The 20815-nt window shown below is 47.8% G+C and carries 19 protein-coding genes; 17 read left to right on the forward strand and 2 right to left on the reverse strand.

Annotation, left to right across the window (positions count from 1 at the left end; translation table 11 throughout):
- Nucleotides 1-67 precede the first annotated feature (67 nt).
- The 10 genes from QMA09_RS00450 to QMA09_RS00495 all read left to right on the forward strand — a co-directional run bounded on the left by QMA09_RS00450 (nucleotide 68) and on the right by QMA09_RS00495 (nucleotide 12190).
- On the forward strand, nucleotides 68-1213 hold the full coding sequence (locus tag QMA09_RS00450) for an HpcH/HpaI aldolase/citrate lyase family protein (protein WP_290211622.1): 1146 nt from the start codon (nucleotides 68-70) through the stop codon (nucleotides 1211-1213).
- The gene (locus tag QMA09_RS00455) at nucleotides 1146-2519 is read left to right on the forward strand and encodes a phosphoribosyltransferase domain-containing protein (RefSeq protein WP_290211623.1); all 1374 of its coding nucleotides are present in this window, start codon (nucleotides 1146-1148) and stop codon (nucleotides 2517-2519) included. Before QMA09_RS00450 ends, QMA09_RS00455 begins: the two co-directional genes overlap by 68 nt.
- On the forward strand, nucleotides 2519-3628 hold the full coding sequence (locus QMA09_RS00460) for a cysteine protease StiP family protein (RefSeq protein ID WP_290211624.1): 1110 nt from the start codon (nucleotides 2519-2521) through the stop codon (nucleotides 3626-3628). Before QMA09_RS00455 ends, QMA09_RS00460 begins: the two co-directional genes overlap by 1 nt.
- A complete protein-coding gene (locus QMA09_RS00465; RefSeq protein WP_290211625.1) occupies nucleotides 3625-4440 on the forward strand; it encodes a hypothetical protein in 816 nt (271 codons plus the stop codon). Before QMA09_RS00460 ends, QMA09_RS00465 begins: the two co-directional genes overlap by 4 nt.
- 18 nt (nucleotides 4441-4458) lie before the next feature.
- Complete coding sequence (locus tag QMA09_RS00470) at nucleotides 4459-6072, forward strand: YceG family protein (RefSeq protein ID WP_290211626.1); 1614 nt, start codon at nucleotides 4459-4461, stop codon at nucleotides 6070-6072.
- A gap of 21 nt (nucleotides 6073-6093) precedes the next feature.
- The gene (locus QMA09_RS00475) at nucleotides 6094-7176 is read left to right on the forward strand and encodes a toxic anion resistance protein (RefSeq protein WP_135504487.1); all 1083 of its coding nucleotides are present in this window, start codon (nucleotides 6094-6096) and stop codon (nucleotides 7174-7176) included.
- Nucleotides 7177-7194: 18 nt separating this feature from the next.
- Nucleotides 7195-7773: a TerD family protein gene (locus tag QMA09_RS00480; RefSeq protein WP_135504485.1), complete on the forward strand. Its 579-nt coding sequence runs from the start codon at nucleotides 7195-7197 to the stop codon at nucleotides 7771-7773.
- A 211-nt stretch (nucleotides 7774-7984) separates the two neighbouring features.
- The gene (locus QMA09_RS00485; RefSeq protein WP_290211627.1) at nucleotides 7985-9151 is read left to right on the forward strand and encodes a M20 metallopeptidase family protein; all 1167 of its coding nucleotides are present in this window, start codon (nucleotides 7985-7987) and stop codon (nucleotides 9149-9151) included.
- Between the two features lie 171 nt (nucleotides 9152-9322).
- Complete coding sequence (locus QMA09_RS00490; protein ID WP_290211628.1) at nucleotides 9323-10852, forward strand: AbgT family transporter; 1530 nt, start codon at nucleotides 9323-9325, stop codon at nucleotides 10850-10852.
- A 42-nt stretch (nucleotides 10853-10894) separates the two neighbouring features.
- A complete protein-coding gene (locus QMA09_RS00495) occupies nucleotides 10895-12190 on the forward strand; it encodes an amidohydrolase (protein WP_290211629.1) in 1296 nt (431 codons plus the stop codon).
- Between the two features lie 70 nt (nucleotides 12191-12260).
- Here QMA09_RS00495 and QMA09_RS00500 read toward each other — a convergent pair whose 3' ends face one another.
- Both QMA09_RS00500 and QMA09_RS00505 read right to left on the reverse strand, forming a co-directional pair.
- Nucleotides 12261-13523, reverse strand: a complete 1263-nt coding sequence (locus QMA09_RS00500; RefSeq protein ID WP_290211630.1) for a TRAP transporter large permease — start codon at nucleotides 13521-13523, stop codon at nucleotides 12261-12263.
- Nucleotides 13511-14008 carry a TRAP transporter small permease gene (locus QMA09_RS00505; RefSeq protein ID WP_290211631.1) on the reverse strand — a complete coding sequence of 166 codons (498 nt, stop codon included), beginning with the start codon at nucleotides 14006-14008 and terminating at the stop codon, nucleotides 13511-13513. The genes QMA09_RS00500 and QMA09_RS00505 overlap by 13 nt, the downstream gene beginning before the upstream one ends.
- Before the next feature lie 584 nt (nucleotides 14009-14592).
- On the opposite strand from QMA09_RS00505, the gene QMA09_RS00510 reads away from it, so the two are divergent.
- The 7 genes from QMA09_RS00510 (at nucleotide 14593) to QMA09_RS00540 (ending at nucleotide 20813) form a co-directional block, all read left to right on the forward strand.
- On the forward strand, nucleotides 14593-15621 hold the full coding sequence (locus QMA09_RS00510; RefSeq protein ID WP_135504475.1) for a DctP family TRAP transporter solute-binding subunit: 1029 nt from the start codon (nucleotides 14593-14595) through the stop codon (nucleotides 15619-15621).
- A gap of 103 nt (nucleotides 15622-15724) precedes the next feature.
- Nucleotides 15725-16111: a 4-carboxymuconolactone decarboxylase gene (gene pcaC / locus QMA09_RS00515; RefSeq protein ID WP_290211632.1), complete on the forward strand. Its 387-nt coding sequence runs from the start codon at nucleotides 15725-15727 to the stop codon at nucleotides 16109-16111.
- Between the two features lie 199 nt (nucleotides 16112-16310).
- On the forward strand, nucleotides 16311-17237 hold the full coding sequence (locus QMA09_RS00520; protein ID WP_290211633.1) for a hydroxymethylglutaryl-CoA lyase: 927 nt from the start codon (nucleotides 16311-16313) through the stop codon (nucleotides 17235-17237).
- A gap of 24 nt (nucleotides 17238-17261) precedes the next feature.
- On the forward strand, nucleotides 17262-18059 hold the full coding sequence (locus QMA09_RS00525; RefSeq protein ID WP_290211634.1) for an enoyl-CoA hydratase/isomerase family protein: 798 nt from the start codon (nucleotides 17262-17264) through the stop codon (nucleotides 18057-18059).
- A 5-nt stretch (nucleotides 18060-18064) separates the two neighbouring features.
- A complete protein-coding gene (locus QMA09_RS00530; protein ID WP_290211635.1) occupies nucleotides 18065-19432 on the forward strand; it encodes an MmgE/PrpD family protein in 1368 nt (455 codons plus the stop codon).
- 17 nt (nucleotides 19433-19449) lie between these two features.
- Complete coding sequence (locus QMA09_RS00535; protein WP_290211636.1) at nucleotides 19450-19950, forward strand: PaaI family thioesterase; 501 nt, start codon at nucleotides 19450-19452, stop codon at nucleotides 19948-19950.
- A gap of 20 nt (nucleotides 19951-19970) precedes the next feature.
- Nucleotides 19971-20813 carry a fumarate hydratase gene (locus QMA09_RS00540; protein ID WP_135504465.1) on the forward strand — a complete coding sequence of 281 codons (843 nt, stop codon included), beginning with the start codon at nucleotides 19971-19973 and terminating at the stop codon, nucleotides 20811-20813.
- Nucleotides 20814-20815: the final 2 nt, after the last annotated feature.

Here is a 20815-nt window from a genome sequence, read left to right on the forward strand (position 1 = left end):
TTATATATTAATTCCGCTATTAATTTTAGGTGCTTGCTGTTGCGGCGGGGCCGGGAGGAAAGAAGTTATGAAACATTTTGGCGTATTGAACGATTCTGATTTAAAAACCTTTTTTAAATATACCCCGGCAGAATTCAACCGAGATGCAGAACGGGAAACATTGGGATTGGCTTTGGGAGCTGCGCTGTACACGCCTGGTTCGAGGCAGGATTTCGCCAATAAGATATTATCCGGACAATACAGCCGCGATGCGTTTGCTGGATTGACGACGTTGATCGTTTGCCTGGAGGATGCTGTTGCAGACTCGCAGCTATTGGAGGCGGAAGAAAATGTCGTTCAGGAGCTGAAGAAGTTGGAAAAAGCGAAGGTGTTTCAGCTAGAGGCTGGACCGGCTCTTTTCCTGCGGATTCGCAATGCGCAGCAACTCGATAAGATGACGGCTTTATGCGGCACCTCCTTAAGCGTTTTGACCGGCATCGTCTTTCCGAAATGCGAACCGGAAAACCTTTTGGCATTCTTTCCAGCGCTTGACCGCGCCAGTGCGGCGGCAGGGCGCAATTTATACGCTCTCCCGCTTCTTGAAACGAAAGAAGTGCTGTATTCCGAAACGCGCAGCCAAGCGCTGCAGGAAATCCATGAAATATTATTGGAGGAAGTGGACCGGGTTTTGACGGTGCGAGTCGGTGCCACCGATTTTTCGAGTTTGTACGGGTTGCGCCGTCCCGCAGATCGGACAATTTACGATGTCCACGTAATCAGGGACTGCTTAGCCGATGTACTGAACCGGTTCGGCAGAGCCGAAGACGGTTTTACCGTGTCAGGGCCTGTGTATGAACATTTCTCTGCCAACCGGCAAGGCTGGCTCGCAAGCATTCCAGAGAAGGTGTTATGGGAAGAAGTGCAATTGGATGCCCTTAACGGTTTCAAAGGCAAAACGTGCATCCACCCGTCCCAAATAATGATCGTCAATGCCGGTTATATCGTTTCGCTCGAAACTTATACAGATGCGGCATTGATTCTGTCTGAAAGTGATTCGCATAATGGCGTACTGCAAAGCCCGACCCGCAACAAAATGAACGAAGTAAAACCGCATTTGAGCTGGGCAAAGAAAATTGCTGCCCAGGCGGAAGTCTATGGGGTGCTGAATGAAAACTTTAAACCAATCGATGTCCTCAACCACATTCGAGCAAGTCAATTATCAAAACAATTATAAATTATGGGACTCTCTGGAATTATTGGTGAAAGTGAACCGATCTTTTCAGGGGCTGCCGGTGGAATCGCTTTTTTCGATGGCTCTTCGGGTCAATAAAAAACGGCAATTCCTATTTGTCAGCAAGCTGATTGCCAAACACTTAGCGGTCAATCCAGCCGTTGCTTTGGGCACCGGTACTTTGCTGGCTTCTTTGCTGATGGAAAAAGAGAATCTCCCTGCCCCGCCGCAGACACAAAAGCTGGCGCACATGATCGGGAAGGGAGTTCCCGATCCGGCTTTGCTGAAAAAAGCATTGGAGTATCGGGTCGCTTTGCCGGAGAAAACGGTTTTTATCGGAATGGCGGAAACGGCTACCGGATTGGGCCATTCTGTTTTCCAGCATTTTGAAGATGCTTTTTATATCCATACAACACGAGAAAACATAAACGAGCTGGTTCCATCTTTTGTTTTCGAAGAAGAACATTCCCACGCGACTTCCCACAGAGTTTATGCTCCAAAAGGAATGCTCGAAGATGCGGAAGCCATCGTACTTATTGATGACGAGATCTCTACGGGCAATACCTTGATCAATCTCATAAAAGCCCTGGATGATCAATTCCCGGGCAAAAAATATACATCCTTGTCGATACTCGATTGGCGCAATGAAAAACAGCGGCAAAATGTCAGCCAGCTTGAATTGGACCGGAACATCAGCATCGCAGTCCTTGCTTTAATGGATGGAGAATTCGAACTTCGGCACGGTTCATCGCCTGAAGACGGAGAGCTGGAGAATTTGTCAGGAACGAGCGGCGCGCAATTGGAAGAAATCGCATTTGTAAAACCATTGCCGCATCAATCGGCTACGGGTCACAGATATATTCCGCTGACTGGCCGCTTCGGCTTGTCCAGCACTGCCCATCTTGAAATCGCCAGCTGGGCAAACCAGGCTACAGCGCTGGCCGGAGAGCTGGCAGCAAATGAAAAGCCGCTGGTAATCGGAATCGGCGAGAATATGTATTTGCCGCTCCGCTTTGCTTTGGAACTGGACAGCCATGCACTTGTCCAAACAACTACGCGAAGCCCGATTTTTGCTTCTGACACCAAAGAATATCCGATCAAAGAAAAAGTGAAATTCAGCTTGCCTGATGCTGACGGGGTGAACCAGTTCCTCTATAACGTGCATAAGCTTGATATAACAACGATATATTTGCTGGCTGAGTCTGTCACATTAGAACAAGAATGGCAGCCGCTGATTTCTTATTTAGAGAAAAAAGCGCCTGTCAAATGGATTTCTCTGACGAACAAGAAAGCGGGGGACGGAGCCTGATGATTGAAGCAGGATTGGTCAAAACAAGCTATTCGAAGGAAGATATCACTTTTTTATTGAAAGATGTAACAGATGATTTTACCGAAAGTACACTTGAAGAACGTGAACAAGCGGTTCAAGCGGGAGCGCATTATGCAGAGCGTCTGCCGATTGAATACGTACCGTCCCAGGAATACACAAAACTGTATCATGCTACAGTCGAAAAAACCAAGTCATATTTGGGTTCTCTGGTGGGCCTTGTGGCGCGCCGCATCCATATGAATGCGGGGACAGATGATATTGTATTGGTTTCTCTTGCGCGCGCCGGCAGCCCGATCGGCATTTTAATCCGCCGATACGCTCAGCAGATTTTAGGCATGGATTGGCCGCATTACAGCGTGTCGATTCTGCGGGACAAAGGCATCGATGAAAAAGCGATGGAAGCTATCTGCGGAAAACACCCCGGAAGCCGCATCCAATTCGTTGACGGCTGGACTGGAAAAGGTGCCATCCAAAAAGAACTGACCAAATCAGTTGCGCTTTTGAATGAGAAAAATGGCTGGAGCCTGAAAGACGATATGGCGGTCTTGGCCGATCCCGGCGCATGTGCCGTGTTGTTTGGTACAAGGGAAGATTTCCTGATTCCAAGCGCTTGTTTGAATGCCACAGTGTCCGGGCTTGTGAGCCGAACCATTTTAAATGAAAAATACGTTGGCAAGGATGATTTTCACGGCGCGAAGTTCTATGCCGAACTGCTCCAGGATGACTTATCCAATGATTTCATCAATCAGGTAACTGCTGAATTCAAGGGAACAGCGGATGCAGTGAAAAAAGCCGCCGAAAGTTCTCCAGCAACAGCAGAGCGGACGTGGCAAGGCATGCGTGAAGTGGAAGAAATCGGCGATAAAATGTACAGTGAACGGAATTACCACTTGGTCAAACCAGGGGTCGGCGAAACGACGCGCGTCCTGTTGCGCCGCAGTCCATGGAAAGTGTATGTCCGGGAACTCGATAATCCGGATGTGCAGCATATCTTGATTTTGGCGAAAGAAAAAGGCATCGAAGTCGAAGAAGTGCCAACCTTATTTTATCAGGCAATCGGCTTGATCAGATCGGGGAAAGAATTATGACAATCCTTTTTGCGAGTGATCTGGATCAGACTTTGATTTATTCCCGCCGCTCAATGGGGCTTGATGTCTCGGAGGCAGAGTTGCGGGAAGTGGAGCGTTTTGAAGGCAATCCGCAGTCGTTTATGACCGGAAAAAGCCAGCAGGCGTTATGGGAACTGTCGGAATCTGCATTTTTCCTGCCGGTGACAACAAGGACGCAAGCGCAATACGAGCGGGTGACCGGGATTTTCAAGGATGGTGATGCGCCTCGTTTCGCGGTTGTTTCAAATGGCGCTGTCATCTTGGAAAATGGGCAGCCGATTAAGGAATGGTCTGAAAAGCTGCGCCAGCAATGCGCCAGTGATAAAACGGTCATCGAAGAACTGATGCCGAAAATAGAGCAGCATTTTTCAGAAGATTGGGTACTGCGTGTGCGCCAGGCCGATGATTGGTTTGTTTACCTGATTGTCGACCGCGAACGTTTTCCGGAAGAGAAATTAGGCGAATTCACGAAGATTTTCCGTAAAATCGGTTGGGATATGTCTTTGCAGGGGCGCAAGCTTTACTTCATGCCAGTCAGCATTACGAAAGCAGGCGCTATGGAATATGTAAAAGAACGTGTCAACGCAAGCTTTGTTGCGGCGGCCGGAGATTCGTTATTGGACCATTGCCTTCTCGAAAGTGCGGATTTGGGGCTATTTGCTGCCCACGGGGAAGCAGTGAAGAGCAGCATTGCGATTTCATCCCATATCGAAGTCACTAGACAAAGCGGCATCAGAGCAGGGGAAGAAATTCTTGAACGCATCGCGAAAGTAGTCTTGCAATATAAATAAAGGATGAGGGGGATTCCCATGGTTCAACTGCATCCGGTCCGCGTGAGAACGTGGGATCCGGAAAAACTGGGTGAATGGCTGGCTAAACCGCTGGTTGCGCATCCGGAAACGAAAGTGGAAGGCGAAACCATAACGTATCCACAGCTGCTGGGGCAATTTCTTGGCATGCCGCTGGATACTGATGATTATTTCGCAGCTATTTATGATTTGCTGGAAGGAGCGGATGGTCGGCTGATCCGCCTTTCAGGCAACATGAATAAGCAGATTTCAGGAGAGCGTCTGCGCAGCCTTCAGGATTTATTCGAAATGAATAATAAGGAAAAGGGGCTGTCCCCTAGCCGCATCGTAGCCTTTCTGGATGGCAAGGGTTTGCTTCCCCGATTGAAGGACGCGGGCTTGAATCGGCGGATCCGCCTCATCATGATTGACGTGTTGAAGGAATTCCAGGAGCAGTCTGGCGGCAGCACGACGATTTCTTCTTTCCGGCGCGTGGCAACCGATCTCGTGAAATGGACGTTCAACCATGTGGAGCCGGAGCTGGATAAATTGGTGCTTGAAAAAGGTTTGCCTGGATTTTTATGGTACGGGGAAACGACAGAAAGCGAAAAATGGTTTATGAAATTCGCCGCGAAATTCGGCTTCCATCTGATTGTCTACGACCCTGAAGGCAAGCAATGGCTGGAAGATGCTCTCGGTGAGAAAGATCTGCCGTCGCATAGTTTCCAGATAACAGCCGATGAGGTGCCGCCTTTTCCGCTGGAACGGCCGGAGAGAGTTGGGACTGTCGCCTTCCGGGCAACGCAGGAAGTGGACCGGCTATTGCATCACGATGATTCAGGACTGTACAAACCTTTCCAATTCAAATCCTATACAACAAAGTCAGTGCGCTTGAAAACGACGATTGATGAAGCTTTTATATTGGCAAAAGAACGGGCGATGGTTCGGCCCTCATTCGCAGTAGAACGTGGAAGCGTCATCATTCCCGTCGTCTTTGCAAAAGTGATGGGCATTGAAAAAGACCGCAAGCGTTTTTGGGACAATATCCATGGCCTGGACGACCGTGATGACACGCTGCTGGTCCGCAGCTTCCCGTTCATCGAAGAGCGGAAAGGCAATCAGCAATTCCATTACCGTGCAGCGCTGGGAAAAGACGGCCGCTTGGATCCGGAAAAGATGAAGACCGCCAATTGGTGGAAATACGGGCGTCTGCCAACAGGTTTGCAGACGGCTTTATGCGAAGCCATCGCGCGCCACGTCGAAAAACCGATGCTTTCCCCGCAACCGGGAGAGTCTCTGGAAGACTTGAAGCTGTACCAGTTTTCGCAATCGATGTCGCTGCCGGATCCGGTCATCAAACTGATCCAACAATTCGACTATCCGCAATTCGTCCCGACGCTCTTGTTTTATAATGAAGAAAAAGACGGTGAATTGAGCCGTGCAGATGCCAATGCGATCGCATTGATCCACACTTTCGGATTGGATGTAATCATCATCAATCCGCAAGCGCATCAAGACATCGAACGGTGGATCGATGCGGATTTGATCGACACGCATTGGCTGGACGACAGAAGCTACGACGAACCATATAGAGAACCGTCCGTGGTGAAAAAGATGTTCAGAAAATGGCTTTAACCATAAAAGGAGGGAAAGTTGATGAACACGATGCCGAATCATATGGAAGAACAAGAACTAGCAATGCAGAACGAAAACGAACTGAAAGTTCAGCTGAAGAAAGACCCGGAAGTCCTGCAATTGGCTGCAAAAATCAATCCGAAAAACCAAATTGAATTATTGGAGTTTGGACGCGAGCCGGCAAATGAAATTTCGGCATTTACGGGCAAAGTCTTGAACACGGTCCAAGCGAACAGCATGGAAGAATCCAGTGAGCTGCTGAAGCAACTCGGCAAAATCATGGACAAATTCGACAAAAAAGATTTTGTGGAGAAAAAAGGTTTTCTAAGCAAAATGTTCAATAAAGGCAATAAAGTGATCGAACAATTATTCAGCAAGTATCAAACGATGGGAACGGAAATTGATAAAGTCTACGTTGAAATCACGAAATACGAATCCGAAATGAAGAAATCCACTACAACGTTGGAAGAATTGTATGACAAGAACTTCCAGTATTTTATGGAGCTGGAAAAATACATCGCGGCAGGCGATGTAAAAATCGATGAACTGAAGCAGCAATTGCCGGGCGTCCAAGCCAAAGCAGAAAGCGGCAACCAAATGGCGCTGATGGAATTGAATTCATTGCAGAACGCCATCGAATTGCTGGAACAGCGCGTCTATGATCTGGAGATGGCGAAGCAGGTTTCCTACCAGTCAGCACCGCAGATCCGTATGCTGCAGCGCGGCAATACGAAGCTTATCGGAAAGATCAACTCCGCTTTCGTCACGACAATCCCTATTTTCAAAACAGGCTTGATCAATGCGATTGCCGCGAAACGCCAAAGTTTGGTTGCTGAAGGCATGAATGAACTTGACCGCCGAACAAACGAAATGCTGCTGAAAAATGCCAATGATATCTCGCGCCAAAGCGTCGATATCGCACGCATGTCAGGCCAGCCGAGCATCAAGATTGAAACGATTGAGCAGACATGGGAGACGATTATGCAAGGCATGAATGAGACCCGTGCAATTGAAGATGAAAACCGTAAAATGCGCGAACAAGGGCGTTTGCGCATCGAAGAATTGCAGAAGAAATACGAAGATACCCAGCGCAAAGCTACTTAATCTGAGGAGGAATTCAATATGACATCGATCAATTTGACTAAAGGCCAGAAAATCGATTTAACAAAGACCAATCCAGGATTAACGAAAGTCCTTGTCGGGCTTGGTTGGGACACCAATAAATACAGCGGCGGAGGAGACTTCGACTTGGATGCGTCCATTTTCCTTGCAGCGGAAAACGGCAAATCACGTGGACCTGAAGATTTCATCTTCTACAATAACCTGACAGGCGGCAACGGATCAGTCGTCCATACCGGCGATAACTTGACAGGCGAAGGCGACGGCGACGATGAGCAAGTGATTGTGGACTTGCCGAACGTGCCTGCCGATGTCCATAAAGTGGTGTTCACGGTCACAATTCATGACGCGGAAAGCCGCGGACAGAATTTTGGCCAAGTATCAAACGCTTTTATCCGTGTAATGAACGAAAACAGCAACCAGGAAATCCTGCGCTATGACCTTGGTGAAGACTTCTCGATTGAAACAGCTTTAGTTGTCGGTGAACTTTACCGCCACGGCGCAGAGTGGAAATTCAACGCGATCGGCAGCGGTTATCAAGGTGGACTTGCGGCTTTGGTCAGCGATTTCGGATTAAATTAATCAAAGAGTTTTAACTAAAGGCTGTCCCGGAAGTCATAATACATGGCTTCGGGACAGCCTTTTTCAATTGGGTCTTCGGTCTCAGAAATTCGGGTTCCGAAATATAGGGAAGATGATGCAATATTTTATGAATTGGCATTATTCAACATCATTTTTTCAATTTATGCTATTCTCGAAAAGAGAGTAATGCGATAAGGAAAGGATGAGTTGGATGATGGATATCGAACAGATCAAGGGAATTCGGCGGGCTTTGCACCAGAATCCGGAGCTTGGCGGGGAAGAATGGGAGACGTCTAAACGTATTCAGCAAGAGCTTGAAAAGGCAGGGATCCCATTCAAAACCGGATTTGCGAAAACCGGTGTGCTCGGCATCATTGAAGGAGGCGCAGCTGGCGGCACGGTGGCGCTGCGTGCAGATATTGATGCATTGCCGATTTCCGAGAAAACGGCTGTCGACTTTAAATCCAAGGCGGCAGGGAAAATGCATGCCTGCGGACACGATGCCCACACAGCCATGCTGCTTGGCACTGCGTTCAAACTGAAAGAAATGCAAGACCAGCTGCCGGGGCGCGTGCTGCTGGTGTTTCAGCCGAATGAGGAATCGACGCCAATCGGCGGGGCGCGTCCGATGATGGAAGACGGTGTATTTGATGAGTTTAAGCCGGATGTCATTTTCGGGCAGCATGTGTGGCCGGATTTGCCAGTCGGCCAGATCGGCATACGTGACAAAGAAATGATGGCGGCTTCCGACCGGCTGATTTTTACGATCAAAGGGGCGGGCGGACACGCAAGCATGCCGCATCAAGGCAAAGATGCCATCGTCATCGCCGCGGAATTCATTTCTTCGCTGCAGTCGATTGTCAGCCGCAATGTCAATCCACTGGAATCAGCGGTCTTAACACTCGGCACAATCAGCGGCGGCTATCGCTATAATGTCATCGCAGACCGGGTGGAATTGAACGGCACCGTCAGAACGTATAGCAGCAAAGCCAAAGAAACGGTGAAACGGAGAATCGACAGCCTCGTAAAAGGTTTTGCAGAAGCGTTTGAAACGGAAATCGATTATGAATACATTGAAGGCTATGACGCGACGGTCAATACGCCGGAATGGGCAGAGCTGATCCGCGGCCGCGCTGTTGAAACGCTGGGGGCAGAAGCGGTGCCGGCAGTAGATCCTTCTATGGCAGGTGAAGACTTTTCGCGCTTTTTGGCAGAGTATCCGGGAGCTTTCTACTGGCTGGGCTGTGCACGAGAAGGCGAAGAAAAATCGAAGCCGCTCCATGATCCGGAATTTTACTTCAACGAAGATGCCCTGGAAATCGGCATCAATACGATGGTCGATGTGACGGTCAACGCCTTGGAAAAACTGAAAAAATGATGGGCAGCTGGGCTCTGGCCTTTGCCTTTGCTGCTTGCAGAACCAAGCGGAAAAGAATAATTGAAAACAATTTTTATGCAGTTAAATTTAGAAAATGTTGAATAATGGCAGAATTGATGTATATAATACTGTTTAATTGAATAAAAATTCTTTTACTTCGGGAGGCGCAATATGAAGAAAACAGAAAAAAAGACTGAAAAGACGGGTATTTTTATCCGCTTCTTGAACGCTATCGAAAAGATCGGAAACAAGCTGCCAGACCCATTCATGATCTTTGTGTATTTGGCCGTGGCCGTTATGGTCAGCTCATTTATTTTCAGTTTGTTTGATGCATCTGTTGTGCACCCGGGGACAGGCGAAACGCTTGCCATCCAGAATTTATTGTCCTGGGCTGGATTGGAATACATAATCACGTCGATGCTGACGAACTTCACGGGCTTTGCACCGCTTGGCACGGTCCTTGCCGTGATGCTGGGAATCGGCTTGGCTGAAAAAGTCGGATTATTGGAAATTGCCATTCGTAAAACGATCTTGAAAGCGCCGGCAGCATTGGTTACCTACGCAATCGCTTTTGTGGGGATCATGGGAAATATTGCATCAGATGCTGCACAAATCTTGATTCCGCCTCTTGCCGCAATGGTCTTTTATAAAATCGGACGCCATCCGCTTGCAGGGCTTGCCGTTGGCTTTGCCAGTGCCGGCGCAGGTTTCACCGCGAATTTATTGATTGTCGGAACGGATGCATTGCTTTCGGGTATTTCTACGGAAGCTGCCGCTATTTTGGACGATCAACTTATAGTGACGCCAGCCGATAACTGGTATTTTAATATGGTTTCTGTTTTTGTGTTGACGATTGTAGCAGGTTTGATTACGGAAAAAGTCATCGAACCGAAACTTGGCAAATATGTAGGGGATACGGTCATTGACGTAAGTGCCGAAGAACATCCCAAAGCGAATAAAGGCTTGCGCAATGCGGGGCTTGCTGCATTGGCTTACCTCGCTGTTATCGCGTTGCTCATCTTTTTGCCTGGGTCATCGCTCCGAAACGAAGATGGCGGAATGATTCCTTCGCCATTTTTGACAGGGATTGTGCCGGTGATCTTAGGGCTTTTCGTGGTCCTGGGTGTAGCCTACGGAAAAACTGTTGGAGTCATTAAAAATTCAAAGGATGCCGTCGGGTTTATGGCTGATTCCATTAAAGACATGTCCGGCTTTATCGTCTTGATATTTGCGGCCTCCCAGTTTATCGCCTACTTTACGTGGTCGAATATCGGAACGTGGATTGCGGTCAATGGCGCAGAATTACTGACGCAAATCAATTTCACGGGAATTTACCTCATTATCGGATATATTCTCTTTACCTCGATGCTGAACTTCTTGATTTCTTCCGGTTCTGCCAAATGGGCGCTGGAAGCACCGGTTTTCATACCATTGTTCATGCAGCTGGGCTATCATCCGGCATTTACGCAAATGGCTTACCGCATCGGGGATTCATCCACGAATATTGTGACGCCGCTGAATCCGTATTTTATCGTTGTTCTTTCCTTCATGCGTGAATACGATAAAAAAGCGGGAATGGGGACATTGATTTCATTGATGATTCCATATACGCTGTCGTTCTTGGTTGTATGGATTATCATGTTCCTGATTTTCTTCTATGCCGGCTTCCAATACGGACCAGGCATTACACCATTTTTGTAAGCAAGACGAACTGTAGACAGATGAAAAGGAGTAGATTCCATTATGGAAAAACTGGTTGGCGACGATTTACAGGAAGGCATGATCAAGTGGCGCAGGGATTTGCATAAGCATGCGGAATCGGGCTTTTTGGAAATGCGTACAGCATCGCTTGTGGCACCGTATTTAGAGTCACTCGGCTATGAATTGAAGTGGGCCCAAGACGTCATGAAAGCTGAAGAGCGCATGGGGGTTCCGTCAGAAGAAATTCTGGATGCCCATTATAGCTGGGCTGAACAAAATGGAGCAGATCTCGACTGGCTGCCGAAGTTCAAAGGCGGGATGACGGGAATTGTGGCGACGCTGCAAACCGACAAGCCCGGCCCAGTGCTTGCGTATCGCTTTGATATGGACGCGCTCGATATCCAGGAAGACATGGCAGAAGGGCATATGCCGTTTGAAAACGGCTTTGCTTCATTAAATGCCTCGAAAATGCACGCTTGCGGGCACGACGGGCATACATCGATCGGCCTCGGGTTGGCAAAAGCGTTGATGGACAATAAAGAAAAGTTGGCTGGAACGATCAAATTGATTTTCCAGCCGGCTGAAGAAGGGACGCGGGGCGCGAAGTCGATGGTGGAAGCGGGTGTCGTCGACGATGTGGACTTCTTCATCGCGATGCATCTGGGGACCGGCGTGCCGACAGGCGAATTCATCGCGGGCAATTCCGGTTTCCTGGCTACAACGAAATTGGATGTCGCGTTTAAAGGCGTAGCTTCGCACGCTGGCGGCAAACCGGAAGAAGGGCGCAACGCATTGACCGCTGCATCTTCTGCAGTTCTTGCGCTATACGGCATTCCGCGCCATTCTGCAGGGGCTTCACGCATCAATGTCGGCGTATTGGCTGCAGGTTCCGGCCGCAACATCATTGCGCCGCTGGCTGAGATGAAATTGGAAACGCGCGGTGAAACATCAGAAATCAATGATTACATCCGATCCCAGGCACTGGCTGTCTTGAACGGGGCAGCTGCGATGTACGGTGTTGAAGTGGAAGTGGACATCGTCGGTGAAGCGAAAAGCAGCATGCCGAGCAGCAAGCTGGTCGAAGATCTGGCGGCGATCGCCGAAGAATCTCCTTACTTCACTAAAGTGACAGCCTGGTCGACCGATGCGGCCGGATCTGAAGACGCTACTTATTACATGGAACGTGTGAAAGAGCTCGGCGGTTCGGCGACTTATTGCATCGTCGGCAGTGATTTGGCGGCAGGCCACCACAACGAGCGCTTCGACTTCGATGAAGCATCGATGCCGGCCGCTGTGGATGTACTGCTGCGCTCAGCATGGAATCTGAGCAATAAATAAGGCATAAGAAAAAGACAGGGCAGCGGGCCCTGTCTTTTCTTATGTCTTGTAAATGCCGCGGTTGCCGCGGTCACGTCAGGAATAACGAAAGCTGCGGGAAGACGATGACGATGATCAAAACGATAACGAATATCGCGAAAAATGGCACAACGCCCCTGATGACTTCTTCCACTTTCTCGCCAGTTATCCCACTGACAACAAAGAGATTGAGTCCAACCGGAGGGGTTATCATCCCAAGTTCCATATTGACAACCATGATGATTGCGAAATGGATGACATCAATTTCCAATGCAGTGATGATCGGCAAGAGAATCGGCAATGTAATCAAGATGATTGCTGTCGGTTCCAGGAACATGCCTAGGACGAAGAACAGCAAACTGATAATCAGCAAGAATGTCCATTTGTTAAAACCGCTGTCGCTGACCCATTGCGCAAAGCTTTGTGGAATCTGTTCCGTAGTGAGGAAAGTTCCGAGCACAAGTGCAGCTGCGATGATAAGGAAAATCATAGCTGTGGTGTTGATGGATTCGGTCAGAATGTTGCGGAACTGTTTTAAATTCAATTCACGGTAAACGAATATCGAGATGATCAACGAGTATAAAACCGCCAAGAATGATGCTTCGGTCGGTGTAACGACACCGGTATAAATGCTTCCCAAAATGAGGACCGGCATGATCAGTCCCCAGAATGATTTAAGCGTCGGGCGCCATCTTTCATTCAAAGGTACTTTAGGAGAACCGCCATAGCCTTTTTTATGGGCAACGATTACAGCATAAATGATGAGTGCTAAACCGAGTACCAAGCCAGGTATGATACCGGCGGAAAACAATTTGCCGGTGGACTGTTCTGAAACAGAGCCATACAAAATCAAAGGAATTGAAGGTGGGATCAAAATTCCCAGCGTCCCCGCAGATGCGACCAATCCCATGGAATACTTTTTATCGTAGCCCGCTTTGACCATCATCGGAATCATGATGGCGCCGATCGCCGCAGCAGTCGCTGGGCTGGAACCGGAAATTGCCGCAAAAACCATACACGTCAACACGGTAACGACCGATAGGCCGCCTTTTGTATGGCCGACCCATACACGTATTGCTTCAATCAAATACTTTGAAATTCCGCCTTGCGCCATGATTAAACCGGCGAAGACAAAACCGGGGATTGCCATAAGCGTCGTACTGTTGACGCCGGTAAACATCCGCTGAATAACGGTGTTCAAAGAAAAATCAACCATATACAAGCCGATGATGCTGGACATTGCCAAACTGATGGCAATCGGCACCCGCAATAATGCAAAGAAGAATAATAAGCCGATTACAATTACTGCTTCCATAGAATATCCTCCCCGTGGGTAACGTCTTCTTTCTTAATAAAGAATTTGTAGGCTTTTTCACAGAATCGGATAAACAGCAATGTACCGGCTATCGGCATGATCAAGTAGTTGATCCAGATTGGAAAGTTGAGATCGATGGTTTTGATTTGCTGTTCGTACGCGGTCATCACCATGTCCAGGCCAGTCCAGATAACGAAAACACTGAACGAGATGCCGACCACAAGGGTGAAGATTTGTGAAATTTTTCTGAAGGTCGGGCCTGCTCTGTCATAGATGATATCGATGGCAATATGCTTGTCTTCTTTCAAGGCAGTGGAAAATCCGATGAAAATTGCCCAAACCAGCATCATGGTGTAAATTTCTGTTGCCCAGCTTTGAGATGCCCCTATCACATAACGCATGAATACTGAATACAAACTGATTCCAATTCCAGCTAAAAATAAAACAGCTGAGAAAGCGCTTTCAATCCAATCTAATATTTTCATTCATTTTCCTCCTTATCCCGTTCATGTATTTTGGATACGAGATGTTAAATCAAATCATAATATAAGCGTTTTAGAATAACAAGACCAAATAGTAAAATTATTTAAAATATTTAAACGAGGCTTTGAATTTTTATAAAAGATTATCCAGCAATCTGCGGATCAAGGAAATTCTAAAAATGGATTGGAAGTCCCGCATAAAGCCAACAGATTGATTAGAGTAGTTATATTCTATGAAGAGCGGCTCAAAGGGCTTTGTGCTTAAATTTAAATCCTTCTTAGAGTGCGAAAAATCTCTGCTCTACACAAAATCAACTTTTAAGTGGAGTTGAAAATAGATAAATTAATGAATAGAATATACAAGAACTAACTGTTAGAAAATTAAAATTTTTCTTTACAATGTGAATTTGCTGTGATAATTTGGGGTTGAGTTGTATCCAATAATCAAGAATGAGGGGCCCGACTCTAAAACAGCAATAAAAGTTCAATGAAAAGGGAGGCGTTAACGGTAAAATGAAAACCCTTTCAAAAAACGGAATAGGCTGGGGAGCAACAAAGCAAAACAAACATACAAGGGGGAAGAGTACATGAAGAAGGTAACATTACTATTGTTTTTATTGATGGTCGGCTTTGTTTTGGCAGCTTGCGGAAGCGAGGAGTCGGGCGGCGGATCGGAAAGCGCGGATGGGGTTCAGGAAACGACGATTAAATTTTCTCACGTAGTAGCTGAAAACACACCGAAGCACCAGGGTGCATTGGCGATGAAAGAGTATATTGAAGCAGAATCGGATGGCAAGATCACAGTTGAAATCTACCCGAACAGTTCTTTGTTCGGTGACCAAGATGAATACCAAAACTTAGTATCAAATAACGTACAATTCATTGCTCCTGATTTATCTAAATTCGTAGGGAACAATCCTCAATTCAACGTTCCTTCATTGCCGTTCCTGTTTGACAACGATGATGAAGCCATCGCTTTCTGGGATGGGGAAAAAGGAACGGAAATTTTGGGAAGCCTTGAAGCAGATGGCGTGCTTGGTTTGAAAATGTGGCCAAATGGCGGAAAACATGTAACGAATAACGAACGCGCAATCACTTCTCCAGCGGATTTTAAAGGATTGAAATTCCGTACACAAGGCGGACAAGTTTTAGAAGCTGTCTATTCAACTCTTGGAGCTGGTTCGGAATCGATTCCATTCAGCGAACTTTACACTGCATTGGACCAAGGCGTAGTTGATGGACAGGAAAATACATTCAGCAACATCGAATCGAAGAAGTTTGATGAAGTACAAGAATTCATGACAATTATGAACCACACTCGTGTTGACTATGCGATCTTCACAAACACTGAATTCTGGGAAGGCATGAACGAAGAAACAAAAGCGATTGTTGAAGCTGGCGTTGAGGAAGGCACGAAAGTGGCGCGTGAAGAAGCCCTAACGTTGAACGAAAAAGCTTTGGAATTGATCAAAGAACGCGGTGAAATCGAAATCACTGAATTGACTCCTGAACAAGTTGAAGAATTCAAAACGGCTTTGGAGCCAATCTATGAAGAGTTTGAAGAGGAAATTGGCGCTGATGTATACGAAGCGGCAAGAGAAGCTGCGGGAGAATAATGGAATTCATGCCCCTATGGCTGGAATTGAAAAAGTTGGCTGTATTCATAGCCAGCTTTTTCACTTTATTGAAACCCTTTCAAAATAACTTGAAGACAGGAGAATGATTGTGGATAAAGAAAAATTTGAAAAAGGCCTGGAAATTCGAAAAAGCGTTCTTGGTGCTGAGTACGTCGAGAATTCAATCAATAATGCAACGGATTTTAATATGCCGATGCAGGAATTGGTTACGGAATATTGCTGGGGTGAGATTTGGGGCCGCCCAGGACTGGAAAGAAAAACAAGAAGCATCATCAACTTGGCGATGATCACGGCGCTCAATCGCCCGCACGAATTAAAGCTGCATGTCAGAGGTGCGATCAATAACGGCTTGACACGCGATGAAATCAAAGAAGTATTCCTGCAAACAGCGATTTACTGCGGCGTACCCGCTGCCATTGACAGTTTCCGCTCCGCAAAAGAAGTTTTTGACGAAATGGACAAAGAATAAGCCATTAAATCGGCTAATGAAAGCTCCGCCCGACCCGCACTTGGCTTCAGCATCCAGCAAATCCAAGTGCAGCAAGGCGGGTAAAAATTTTTGCCATTATTTTGGATACAAAATACAACTTAATGCTTTGATTAACGGGCTGTAGCCGAAATAAAGCGAAAATTTTGATGGGGCATCAATATTTCAAAGGAGGGGCGCTATGCATTTTCCGCAGCGTGTGCAGATAAACGAAGTCGTGTTACGGGATGGGCTTCAATTGGAGGCGAAAATCGCCAGTCTTGAGGAAAAGAAAGCGCTGTTTAACGGGTTGGTCCAAGCGGGTGTCGAAACGATTGAATTCGGTTCGTTCGTCCATCCGAAAGCGGTCCCGCAAATGGCGAATAGCGGGGAATTATACGACCAGATTGCCGGGGATTCAGCCCATCCAGTATTGATTGCATTAATTCCGAACTTGAAAGGCGCCGAATTGGCAAGTTCCAAAGGTGTGGAACGAGTGAATTTCGTTTTTTCTGCTAGCAATACCCATAACCTGCAAAATGTGAACAAGACGACAGAGCAATCACTGGAAGAGCTGGAAGCGATTCACACCTTCTGCAAAACGAATGGAATAATCATGAATGTGTCGATTGCGACTTCATTCGGCTGTCCTTTTGAAGGCGATGTGCCTTCAAGGAGGATCCACGAGCTGGTCCGGAAACTCATCGATCTGAAAATTGATATCGTCACATTGGCGGATACGACAGGCATGGCGAATCCGCGTCAAGTATCCGACTTGCTGGAGAGCTTGAAAAAAGTTCATCCGGAACAGAAGTTCAATCTGCATTTCCATAATACAAGGGGGATGGGATTGGCTAACATCCTCGCTGCCCTCGAAGCGGGTGCGGACAGTTTTGACACATCGCTCGGCGGTCTCGGCGGCTGTCCATTTGCGCCTGGCGCGACGGGAAATGTCTGTACGGAAGACACGGTCCACATGCTTCACAGTATGGGCATTGAAACAGGTATTTCGTTGGAAGGGTTGATTGAAACTTCCCGCATGCTTGAAAAATTGGTTGGCCACAATACGCCGAGCTATATTTTGAAGGCGGGGCCTTCAGACAAGAAGTATCCGGTACCGAATAATTAAATGATGAGAATTTGGAGGATGAACATGATGGTGGATTGGCAAACAATCAACGTGAAAGAAGACCATGCTTCGGAAAATGTATATATCCTAGAGTTGAATCGACCAGAGTCGATGAATTCCCTGAACACCAAAATGGGCAGCGAACTGATCGAGTGCCTCAAGGAACTACATGAAAAGCCGGATTTGCGTGTTCTTGTTTTGACCGCTGCCGGGGAAAAAAGCTTTTGTGCTGGAGCGGATTTAAAAGAGCGGAAGGGCATGACAAATGAGCAATGGAAGAAACAGCACGATATTTTCGAGGAAGCTTACGCTTGCCTGCGGAATTTTCCCTATCCAGTCATAGCCGCTGTAAATGGCTTTGCGCTGGGCGGCGGCATGGAAATGCTGTTGAGCTGTGATTTGCGCTATGCTTCAGAGCACGCGCAGATGGGTCTTCCTGAAGTGAAGCTCGGCATCATTCCAGGAGTCGGTGGAACCCAATTGCTGCCGCGTGCAATTCCGGTCGGCCTGGCAAAGGAATTTCTTTTCAGGGGCAATAAAATTCCAGCACACAAAGCGTTGGAAGCGGGCATTCTGAACGGCGTGGTGCCAAAAGAGGAATTGCTGGAAGCGACGCTGTCGATTGCCAAGGAAATTGCAGCCAATGCGCCGCTGTCGCTGAAAGCGTTGAAAAAAGCGGTCAATACCGGACTTGAAACCGATTTGAATACGGCGTTAGTGATCGAATTGGACCAATATTATAAATGCGCGAATTCAGCTGACCGCCAAGAAGGGATTTTGGCTTTTAATGAAAAACGGAAAGCAAACTGGCAAGGGAGATGACTTGAATGCAGGATGTAAAAAAAGGACAGGCGCTTGAACTGAGCAAAAAGCTGGCGGTATACAGCACAGCGCTGATATACGATGATTTGCCTGCGGAAGTAGTGGAATTTACAAAGCTCTGCATATTGGATTATTTCGGTTCGGCGATTGCCGGTTCCGGAAAAGCGCCCGTCGGGATGATTGCGGAACTTGCCGAAGAAATGGGTGGGAAAGATCAGGCGCGCCTGTTCACTGGCGGAAAATCTTCCGTTTTGAATGCGGCTATGGTTAACGGTGCGGCTAGCCACATTGTGGAACTCGATGATATTCATAAAGGTTCGATTATCCATGCGGCAACTGTCGTCATCCCGGCTGCGCTGGCAATTGCCGAATGGAAGAGATTATCGGGGGAAGAATTGATCACCGCGGTAGTTGCGGGCTATGAAGTCTGTTTCCGGATCGGCGAAGCGGTATCGCCTTCGCATTATTATTACTGGCACAATACCGCGACTTGCGGGACATTCGGTTCGGCCATCGCGGCGGCCAAATTGCTGGGCTTGGATGAAGAGCAGACAATCGCGGCTCTTGGCAATGCCGGGACGCAAGCGGCAGGGCTTTGGGAATTTATCGAAGACGGCGCGATGTCGAAACAGCTCCATACGGCGAAAGCTTCGATGAACGGCGTACTCGCAGCTTTATTGGCCCAAAAAGGTTTTACCGGCCCCCGCAAGATTCTTGAAGGCGATCGCGGCTTTTTCAAAGCGATGAGCGAGGAGTACGACGAAACGCGCATTACAGAAGGCTTGGGCCAACAATTCAAAATCATGGAGAATTCTTTTAAAATTCATGCCTCCTGCCGCCACACGCACCATGCAGTCGACATGCTCATCGACATTTTCAAGGAGCGCAAGCCGTCACTGGAAGAGATTGATTCGGTGAAGGTTGAATCCTATCAAGTGGCATTGAACATCACCGACGATGCAGATCCGCAAACCGAATATGCGGCAAAGTTCAGTCTTCAGTTCTGCTCGGCCTTGGCCCTATTAAAAGGCAGTGCCAGTTTGGCGGATTTCAATGAACAATCGCTGTGGGACGAAGAAGTGCGCGCGCTGATGAAAAAAGTGGAAGTCATTACGGAACCTGGCATCGATGCCAGCTACCCGAAAAAATGGGGAGCGGCAGTGGAAGTTGTGTTCAAAGGGGGCGATTCGGTCAAAATGGCAACCGAATACCCGAAAGGCGATCCGGAAAACGCGGTAACTGCACAAGAGTTGCACGATAAATTCATCGGCATGGCAAGTGATTTCCCAGCCGAAAAGAGAGAGCGGATTGCTAAGGAATTATTGGATTTGGAAAAAGTGCAGAACATCGAAGAGCTGATGGACAATCTGTAGGTGAAGAGGGCGAGCATATGGCTGACAACAATCGCGGGCGGTTAGATGAACTGCAAAAAGAGCTGGCCGCGCTGGATCAAAAAGAATTGGATGAAGTGGCGTATGTATTGTCGCTATATGGCGAATCTTCGCGTGTCTCACGCCCGGACATTGTGCCGATGCATTTTCTCGGACGATTCCTCGGCATCGAGCAGCATGCTGATGGGACAGCCGAAATGAAACTTGGCGCGCAGAACGAAAATACGTATGGCGTCGCGCAAGGAGGAGCAGTATACACCTTGGCGGACGTCGCAATCGGCTTCAGCATCTTGAAAACTTTGGATGAAGGTGAAAAAGTTTTCACGCTGGAGCTGAAAGTGAATTTTATTGAAAAAGGGAAGGGTGAACACCTGCTGGCAGTTCCAGTCATTTTGCGGCGTGGACGCAGTACCGTCGCGGCAGAATGTACGATTACAGACGATAACGGAACGCTTGTGGCGAAGGCGCTTGGGACATTTTATATTTCAGGAAGAAAGTGATCTTGGAAGGAGGGACCTGCATGAAGGAAATCCACTATAAAGATATCGTTGAGGAAGTGGCCGGAATGTGCCAGCGTGCCAATTACAATTTGGGTGATGACGTCTATTCGGCATTCAAAAAAGCGCTTTCCTCTGAGCGGTCGGAAACGGGCAAGGAAGTGCTTGCGCAATTGATTGAGAATGCCGATATCGCACAAGCTGAACAAGTGCCGATGTGCCAGGATACCGGTACAGCGGTTTTCATCGTGGAGCTTGGGCAAGACTGCCATGTCACGGGTGGACTTTTGGTCAATGCCATTAACGAAGGCGTCGCGAAAGGCTACGGAGAAGGCTATCTTCGAAACTCGATGATTTACAATCCGTTGAACCGGAAAAACACCGGCAATAATACACCGGCCATCGTCCATATTGAACTGGTGGAGGGCGATCAGATGGTATTGCATATGACGGCGAAAGGCGGAGGCGCTGAAAATATGAGCGCATTGAAAATGCTCAAACCTTCTGACGGCATTGAAGGGGTCAAGGAGTACATTCTTTCAGTTGTTAAAGTGGCGGGGCCGAATGCCTGCCCGCCGCTGATCGTCGGCATCGGAATCGGCGGCAACTTTGAACGCTGCGCCTATCTGGCGAAGAAATCACTGTTCCGGCCAATCGGCATACGCCATCCAGACCCTGACGTAGCGGCACTCGAAGAAGAGTTGATTGCTTCGATAAACCGTTTAGGAATCGGACCTCAAGGCATGGGGGGCAGTACGACAGCACTCGATGTAAAAGTAGAAGCGGAGTCGTGCCATATTGCCGCATTGCCGGTTGCAGTCAATCTGAACTGCCATGCCAGCCGCCACCAGACGGCTGTGCTTTAAGG

Origin of the sequence: Planococcus sp. APC 3906 (assembly GCF_030407685.1) — a bacterium.
GTDB classification, from domain to species: Bacteria; Bacillota; Bacilli; order Bacillales_A; family Planococcaceae; genus Planococcus; species Planococcus koreensis.

What these genes read in the sequence shown, in the direction of transcription:
- QMA09_RS00450 (WP_290211622.1), top strand. Translation starts at nt 68, where the DNA reads ATGAAACATTTTGGCGTATTGAACGATTCTGATTTAAAAACCTTTTTT.
- QMA09_RS00455 (WP_290211623.1), top strand. Translation starts at nt 1,146, where the DNA reads ATGAAAACTTTAAACCAATCGATGTCCTCAACCACATTCGAGCAAGTC.
- QMA09_RS00460 (WP_290211624.1), top strand. Translation starts at nt 2,519, where the DNA reads ATGATTGAAGCAGGATTGGTCAAAACAAGCTATTCGAAGGAAGATATC.
- QMA09_RS00465 (WP_290211625.1), top strand. Translation starts at nt 3,625, where the DNA reads ATGACAATCCTTTTTGCGAGTGATCTGGATCAGACTTTGATTTATTCC.
- QMA09_RS00470 (WP_290211626.1), top strand. Translation starts at nt 4,459, where the DNA reads ATGGTTCAACTGCATCCGGTCCGCGTGAGAACGTGGGATCCGGAAAAA.
- QMA09_RS00475 (WP_135504487.1), top strand. Translation starts at nt 6,094, where the DNA reads ATGAACACGATGCCGAATCATATGGAAGAACAAGAACTAGCAATGCAG.
- QMA09_RS00480 (WP_135504485.1), top strand. Translation starts at nt 7,195, where the DNA reads ATGACATCGATCAATTTGACTAAAGGCCAGAAAATCGATTTAACAAAG.
- QMA09_RS00485 (WP_290211627.1), top strand. Translation starts at nt 7,985, where the DNA reads ATGATGGATATCGAACAGATCAAGGGAATTCGGCGGGCTTTGCACCAG.
- QMA09_RS00490 (WP_290211628.1), top strand. Translation starts at nt 9,323, where the DNA reads ATGAAGAAAACAGAAAAAAAGACTGAAAAGACGGGTATTTTTATCCGC.
- QMA09_RS00495 (WP_290211629.1), top strand. Translation starts at nt 10,895, where the DNA reads ATGGAAAAACTGGTTGGCGACGATTTACAGGAAGGCATGATCAAGTGG.
- QMA09_RS00500 (WP_290211630.1), bottom strand. Translation starts at nt 13,523, where the DNA reads ATGGAAGCAGTAATTGTAATCGGCTTATTATTCTTCTTTGCATTATTG.
- QMA09_RS00505 (WP_290211631.1), bottom strand. Translation starts at nt 14,008, where the DNA reads ATGAAAATATTAGATTGGATTGAAAGCGCTTTCTCAGCTGTTTTATTT.
- QMA09_RS00510 (WP_135504475.1), top strand. Translation starts at nt 14,593, where the DNA reads ATGAAGAAGGTAACATTACTATTGTTTTTATTGATGGTCGGCTTTGTT.
- pcaC (WP_290211632.1), top strand. Translation starts at nt 15,725, where the DNA reads ATGATTGTGGATAAAGAAAAATTTGAAAAAGGCCTGGAAATTCGAAAA.
- QMA09_RS00520 (WP_290211633.1), top strand. Translation starts at nt 16,311, where the DNA reads ATGCATTTTCCGCAGCGTGTGCAGATAAACGAAGTCGTGTTACGGGAT.
- QMA09_RS00525 (WP_290211634.1), top strand. Translation starts at nt 17,262, where the DNA reads ATGATGGTGGATTGGCAAACAATCAACGTGAAAGAAGACCATGCTTCG.
- QMA09_RS00530 (WP_290211635.1), top strand. Translation starts at nt 18,065, where the DNA reads ATGCAGGATGTAAAAAAAGGACAGGCGCTTGAACTGAGCAAAAAGCTG.
- QMA09_RS00535 (WP_290211636.1), top strand. Translation starts at nt 19,450, where the DNA reads ATGGCTGACAACAATCGCGGGCGGTTAGATGAACTGCAAAAAGAGCTG.
- QMA09_RS00540 (WP_135504465.1), top strand. Translation starts at nt 19,971, where the DNA reads ATGAAGGAAATCCACTATAAAGATATCGTTGAGGAAGTGGCCGGAATG.